Origin of the sequence: Rhodanobacter sp. K2T2, assembly GCF_013408815.1 — a bacterium.
GTDB lineage: Bacteria > Pseudomonadota > Gammaproteobacteria > Xanthomonadales > Rhodanobacteraceae > Rhodanobacter.
Genome location: NZ_JACCCA010000017.1, coordinates 65,907 through 72,251, shown reverse-complemented (window position 1 = coordinate 72,251; position 6,345 = coordinate 65,907). Strand labels below are relative to the sequence as shown.

General features: G+C 56.9%; 7 protein-coding genes. 5 read left to right on the top strand and 2 right to left on the bottom strand.

The genetic code is table 11. The features are described 5' to 3' along the window. Positions 1 to 200: 200 nt before the first annotated feature. The 3 genes from HDE78_RS19850 to HDE78_RS19840 all read left to right on the top strand — a co-directional run bounded on the left by HDE78_RS19850 (position 201) and on the right by HDE78_RS19840 (position 2,700). Positions 201 to 458, top strand: a complete 258-nt coding sequence (locus tag HDE78_RS19850) for a helix-turn-helix transcriptional regulator (RefSeq protein ID WP_179482759.1) — start codon at positions 201 to 203, stop codon at positions 456 to 458. 2 nt (positions 459 to 460) lie between these two features. Next, positions 461 to 1,813: a type II toxin-antitoxin system HipA family toxin gene (locus HDE78_RS19845; RefSeq protein ID WP_179482757.1), complete on the top strand. Its 1,353-nt coding sequence runs from the start codon at positions 461 to 463 to the stop codon at positions 1,811 to 1,813. A gap of 131 nt (positions 1,814 to 1,944) precedes the next feature. Continuing rightward, positions 1,945 to 2,700 (top strand): SDR family oxidoreductase, encoded by a 756-nt coding sequence (locus HDE78_RS19840; protein WP_179482755.1) that lies wholly within the window; start codon positions 1,945 to 1,947, stop codon positions 2,698 to 2,700. A gap of 106 nt (positions 2,701 to 2,806) precedes the next feature. Here HDE78_RS19840 and HDE78_RS19835 read toward each other — a convergent pair whose 3' ends face one another. Together HDE78_RS19835 and HDE78_RS19830 are read right to left on the bottom strand one after the other, a co-directional pair. Then, positions 2,807 to 4,678 carry a DUF2075 domain-containing protein gene (locus tag HDE78_RS19835; protein WP_179482753.1) on the bottom strand — a complete coding sequence of 624 codons (1,872 nt, stop codon included), beginning with the start codon at positions 4,676 to 4,678 and terminating at the stop codon, positions 2,807 to 2,809. A gap of 25 nt (positions 4,679 to 4,703) precedes the next feature. Further along, complete coding sequence (locus HDE78_RS19830; protein ID WP_179482751.1) at positions 4,704 to 5,054, bottom strand: nucleotide pyrophosphohydrolase; 351 nt, start codon at positions 5,052 to 5,054, stop codon at positions 4,704 to 4,706. 284 nt (positions 5,055 to 5,338) lie between these two features. Here HDE78_RS19830 and HDE78_RS19825 point away from each other — a divergent pair, with 284 nt between their 5' ends. Next, on the top strand, positions 5,339 to 5,827 hold the full coding sequence (locus HDE78_RS19825) for a DUF6496 domain-containing protein (protein ID WP_179482749.1): 489 nt from the start codon (positions 5,339 to 5,341) through the stop codon (positions 5,825 to 5,827). A 39-nt stretch (positions 5,828 to 5,866) separates the two neighbouring features. After that, positions 5,867 to 6,121 carry a hypothetical protein gene (locus tag HDE78_RS19820; RefSeq protein ID WP_179482747.1) on the top strand — a complete coding sequence of 85 codons (255 nt, stop codon included), beginning with the start codon at positions 5,867 to 5,869 and terminating at the stop codon, positions 6,119 to 6,121. Positions 6,122 to 6,345: the final 224 nt, after the last annotated feature.

The window sequence follows — 6,345 nt, the reverse complement described above, 5'->3', positions numbered from 1 at the left end:
GGACACAAAAAAATCCGGCCTTCAACAGGTGAAGGCCGGATTCTTGGGACGCCTTGGCTACGATGCAATGCTTAAGTGAACAGCATTACGCCATGCGTGGCTTTTTCTGCTTCATACTAAAATCAACTCAAAGGTTGATTTTTAGTTATTCAATCTGTAAGTTGATTGCTTGAATGTCAACTCAAAGGTTGAATTTTCGTATGACGATCATCCGAATACCCGACCAACTCGGCACCGTATTGCGCGCCACGCGGCTGCAGCGAAAGTTGACTCAGGCCGATGTTGCCAGGCAGATGGGCGTGACGGTTCAAGCCGTGTCCAAGCTGGAAAGCAACGCCGGTCGAGCCTCGTTTGAACGCATCCACCGGCTTTGCCTGCTGCTCGGTCTTGAGCTGAGTCTCATCGCAAAGGGCCAGTCGCCGCATATTGCCGAGCCCAGCCCACCGGTGGAGTGGTAACGATGGCTGCGCGACGCATCAAGGCGTTGGATATCTGGATGAATGGATTCCAGGTCGGTCGCTGGGAGCGGGCCAGCGTCGGCGCCGATCGTTTGGTCTATGACCGTGCGTGGATCGATTCATCCCAAGGCCGACCGCTTTCGCTTTCGTTGCCGTTTACACGGGGGCACGGTACAGAGCAGGGCAGCTCGCTCCGTGGCGAATTCGTCTCGACGTATTTCGAAAACCTGATTCCCGACAACGAGCGCATCCTGCAACGCTTGCGCAGCCGCTACGGTGCGGCTTCCACCCAGGCGTTCGATCTATTGGCGGCGATCGGCCGCGATTGCGCCGGCGCCGTGCAGCTGACGCCCGCTGGCAAAAGCCCGACGGATGCGCACCGCATCGACGCCGAGCCGCTGGACGAAAGCGGCGTGGCCCAGCTGCTGCGCGATACCACCAGCGGTGGCCCGTTGACTGATGCCGAAGCTGATGCGTTTTGTCTCTCCATCGCTGGCGCGCAGGAGAAAACCGCGCTGCTGAAACATCAGGACCGCTGGTGCATTCCGCATGGCGCCACGCCTACCACGCATATCTTCAAGCTGCCGCTCGGCCTGGTCGGCAATATGCGCGCCGATCTAAGCCAGTCAGTGCCGCTGGAATGGCTGTCGATGGAGGTAGCACGTGAACTTGGCTTGCCCGTGGCGAACGTCGAGATCGGTCAATTCGAAGATCAAACCGCCCTGATCGTCGAGCGCTTCGATCGTCAGCTCTCCGCGGATAACACCTGGTGGCAGCGTATTCCGCAGGAAGATTTTTGTCAGGCGCTCGGCCTCTCGCCAGCGCGGAAATACGAAGCCGATGGAGGCCCCGGCATCCGTTCCATCATGGATGTGCTGCTGGGGTCGGAAAATGCCGAAGCCGACCGCCGCGTGTTTTTCACCACCCAGATCCTGTTTTGGCTGATGGCCGCCACCGATGGGCATGCCAAAAACTTCAGCCTGCATTTGCGCGCCGGCGGCGCCTATCGCCTCACGCCGCTGTACGACATGCTTTCCACCTATCCCATCCAGGGTAAGGGGCCGAACAGGCTAGATGCGCACAAGGCCAAACTCGCCATGGCGGTGGCTGGCAGAAATCGCCATTACCTTATCCGCGACATTCACCGCTGGCACTGGATTGCGCTGTCCGAAAAGCTCGGTCTGAGCGATGGCGCACAGCTCATTGAGTCGTTGACCGATCAGATCCCCCACGCGCTGGATCGCATTGCCAGCCGTCTGCCGCAGGATTTCCCCGGGGATGTATTCGACGCCGTGAACCGCGGCATGCGCGATGCCGCCAAACACATCGCCAGCGAGCCCGATCAAAGGCGCTGAGCCACGCGACATAACTCACGCGTGATCGCTCCGCCCACCGTCTCTGTACGCCCCATCCATCCGCACGACGTCACCCTCGATCCATCGCTGCGCACACCCCGTGTGCAGACTAACGAAAGAGGGTCTCAACCATGCATCGATTCGCCAACAAAACCGTACTCGTCACCGGTGCGCGTTCCGGCATTAGCGCGGCGACCGCGCGGCGGTTTTCGCAGGAGGGTGCCAACGTGGTGCTGGTCGGTCACCATAGGCCGGACAACATCGCCAGCGAACTGCCGCCCGAACGCACGCTGGCGCTCGATGTGGACGTGGCCGATTCCGCCGCCATCGGCCGCGCGATCGCGCAGACGGTGGAAAAATTCGGCCAGCTCGACGTGCTGGTCAACAACGCGGGCACCGCCGAAACCGGCGACCCGGTCGAGATCGACGACGAGGCTTGGCACAAGGTCATCAGCACCAATCTCGACGGCGTTTTCTTCGGTAGCCGCGCGGCCATTCCGCATCTCATCAAGACCAAAGGTTGCATCGTAAACACCGCGTCCGTCTCCGGCACCGGCGGCGACTGGGGCATGAGCCCGTACAACGCGTCCAAAGGTGGCGTGGTCAATCTCACCCGCGCGCTGGCGCTGGACCTCGGCAAAAAAGGCGTGCGCGTCAACGCCGTCTGCCCCAGCCTCACCCGCACCGGCATGACCGAAGACATGCTGGACAACAAGGCGCTTATCGCCAAGTTCGAAGAACGCATCGCGCTGGGCCGTATCTGCGAACCCGAAGAAGTCGCCGCCGTGATCGCCTTCCTCGCCAGCAACGACGCCAGCTTCATGACGGGCTCGATTGTGGCGGTGGACGGCGGCGTATCGGCGTCGAACGGGCAGCCGGCGATGTAGGGAGTTTTGCGTTATTACCCCAGTGTGCGCGTTGTCCGAAAACCAGAATAATCAATATGTAGGCTTACCAGCGCCATTGCGGGACGGGGGCAACACAAGCCGCTCACTAACGACACGTTCGGTCAATCAAAAATTTCCGTACTTCTGAATCGATGCTGTAGACGTAGCATCCTTTCATGCCCCTCGTCATCAATGTCTTGTAGGTATTTCTGATGATGCGATCTACTCTTAGGCGAGTCGCTTTGGGATCAGTTTTCATCATGGATTTCCATCCGCGTATCGAACGATCCATAGATGATCTGGCCGCGGGGTGTGTGATTAGCTCGCCATTTTGTATGGTTAAATCTGTCCCGATGATCACGCCGATGTAATCTAGCTCGAGGCCTTGGCAAGTGTGTATGCAGCCAACTTCATCAATGGAGTTGGCTGCCATGATCCATAGGCTCCCGTCTCTATCCAAATTCCAACGTTTGGCATAGTTGTGCTCTGGGATCACGATGTCGTATTGGTCTGGGTTCTTTTTGCTAACCCAGTCCCAGCAGTAACCAGCTACGACACGAGACTTGTTATTGGCTGTGTTTCGCTCTGCGATTAATGCATGCAGTTCGTTCGGGGAGTCTATGACGCGAAAGTCGAATTCGTTCGTGTCCAGTACCGTGTTGGCTGTTTCTCGTATTCCGAGCGTGTTATCCAGCCAAGCCGTGTAGCCGTCCGACCCTCCGCAACGAAACTGGGATGCCAATTCGAGATGAGTGACCTGCGCTCCAGCCGAAGTGGCCCACTTAGTCAGTTCTGACGCATGGCCTATGTCCGACAAAGTCACTATCTGATCGTCATCGACGAAGAAGATTGCACTTTTACTGCTATGGATAATTTCCTTGATTTGATTCTCGCCAAGGTTTCCATAGAGGCCCGACTTCTCGTTGAGACGATGAGCCTCATCGACGATCAAAGTATCGAACGCATTGGCCTCTGTTTCAAAAAATGCGCCTGATCCCGAGAAAAGATTGCCGATCGCTGTTTGCTTGAAGGTGCCCGTAAGCTTTGCTTTGAAAACCGCACGAGGCGCTGCATTCTTGGATACGTATTTTGTAACCAAACCCAGCTTTGAGAGGTGGGCGAGCAAGTTGATCGCAATAACTGACTTACCTGTGCCGGGTCCTCCACGAATGATGGCGACCTGTTTCTTTTGTTCAGAACCCTTTATAGCGAGCGCAATGGCGTTTTCGAAAACAACTTTCTGATCATCGATAAGAACGAATTCTTGATTGCCTTTCATCATCCCGACAAGGCTATCGACCAGCATCCTGGAAGGACGAATTCGTCCATTCTCAATTTCATATATCAGTTCGGCGTTGTCGCCATATTTGACGTGCTGCTTGATGAAATTCCGAAGGCGTTGGCGTTCGATTTCGCCTTTTAGGAATAGCGGAGCCTTTCGGATGTAGATCCCATAGTAGGCAGGGTGGTCGATTACACCGTCATGTACATAGTTATGGAGATAGGCACACGGGCTTAAAGTGACGCTTCGCTCATAAACTGCTTCATTGAAACCTTGCAAAAGTGCGGCGTATGACCATGCTTGATAGCATGGATGTGCTCCTTCTCGTTCACCTGACGAACCGCCACGGCGAGCGATAATCAAGCCATCTTTTTCGGTTAGCTTGGCTTCGGACCATTGTTTAAGTTCGACAATGATCAGATTGGGACCAGTGTCCGTCCTGCCTGAAAGAATGAAATCGATACGTTTGGATGTCTGTGGTATTCCATATTCGACGCCGACGCCGATATCGTCTGGAATATCGACGTCACGAAGAACTTTGGCCATTTCGCCCAAAGAGTTCTTCCATGATCGGAATTCCGCCTCCGGCGCATAGCGACCCGTGCGCTGCAAGTACTTTGCCGAGATAACACTTTCAATGTCTCGATTGTCGTGATCGTCCAGGAATTTTTTCTTGGTTGCCTGATAAACGATCACGCTCTGCTTCCCCAGGGAAGTTTCATCAAAGTTCCGAGTATTTCTTCATCGTTCCCCTGGCTCTGCTAACCGGATATTTAACCGCGTTGAGCACCATCTTCTTTCGTGCAGCATCTGCAGGGTCGATACCGAGTTTGTCAGCCAGCTGGAGCAGGTATAGCAAAACATCTGCAATTTCTTCGGCCACTGGACCGCGCTTTTCTTCGGAAATATTCCGGCTTTGTTCTTCCGTGAGCCATTGGAAGTGCTCGAGTAGTTCTGCGGCTTCCACCGACAACGCCGCCGCTAAGTTTTTCGGCGAATGGAACTGTCCCCAATCCCTCTCGGTGGCGAAATCTCGGAGTGAGGCCTGTAGTTCCTGAATCTCTGTCCGCATGGTAACTATCATCGGCGAAGATGTTGCCGTGAGCTTACTTTGCTTGGCGCATAACGCCAATGGCCCGATGCATATAAGACAATTGAACGCCGCAAAGGAAGCTCGTCCATGTAATTGATCTCTCGCGGCGACCCAGTCGCATTTGGCTGTTGATGTGGGCATCTGAACAGCGCAATAAATGTGGCGCCGTGACGGTCCGATCCGATGATTGACACGACATCCACAGCCCCACGCGCTAAATCGTCACACTGTCGTTAGTCGACGTCATACGCAGGAGCATCGCCATGGCTGTTGAGAAAGCGCGCGCTGCCGCGAAGAAGGACAAGCGCGAGGGCAAGTCCGCCAGCACGCAGGCGGGGGAGTATGTGCGTGAGATGATCGAGGATATCCGCAAGGGCAAGCATGGCGCGCGGTCGACCAAGCAGGCGATTGCGATCGGTCTCTCCGAGGCGCGGCGCGACGGCATCAAGGCGCCGGTATCGAAAACCGCCAGCAAGACGGTGAAGAAAAAAGCCGCGCAGGATACGAAGGCTGCCGCGCATCCACACAAGCCTTCGGCCACACGCTCCAAGGCGACCACCAAGGCGCTGAAAAAGGAAGGCCATAGCGCGGTATCGACCCAGGCGCTGTCCGCGCAGACCAAGAAGGCCAGCGCCAAGCGCACGGCCGCATCCCGTTCGGCCGCGGCCAAGAAAGCGGTGAAGACCAAGGGCGCGGCCGGGCGATCTGCCGCCGCCAAGAAAGCGGCGCGCACGCGCAAGCAAGCCGACTGACCGATCATCCGGCCGACGTTTCGGCCGAGGAGTAAACCAGTGACCCAGCAGCAACCCGGAGATATTCCGATCCCCCGCCACCCGGAGCCGATCGACCCACCTGCCGATCCAAACGGCCCCGACTTTCCGCCGCCGAAGGAAGAGCCGCCCACACCGCACCCGCATTCGCCGCCACCGACCACGCCTGAACCCAGCGATCCGCAAAAGGCTCCTGCGATTACGCCTGACGTGGAACCGGATCGGCCGATCAGCGATCCGCCGATCCCCGGCAAGACCGGCGACGCGACGTCGTGAAGAATGTGATCCGCCATGTTCATATCGCTGGCGGCGTATAGAAAAGGCGGCCCCTGCTACGAGTTGGCAGCTGCGATTTCAGCAAGCACCCCGCGCGACGGGGTGTTTTTATGTGCGGCACGATGCCACCGACCTCTCTGTAAGCAGCAGCGGTTATCCTCAGGCCTTCGTCAGTGGAGCGGGATGCGGTCCGGTCGTGTTGATCCGAGGGATGTGCGGTCCGT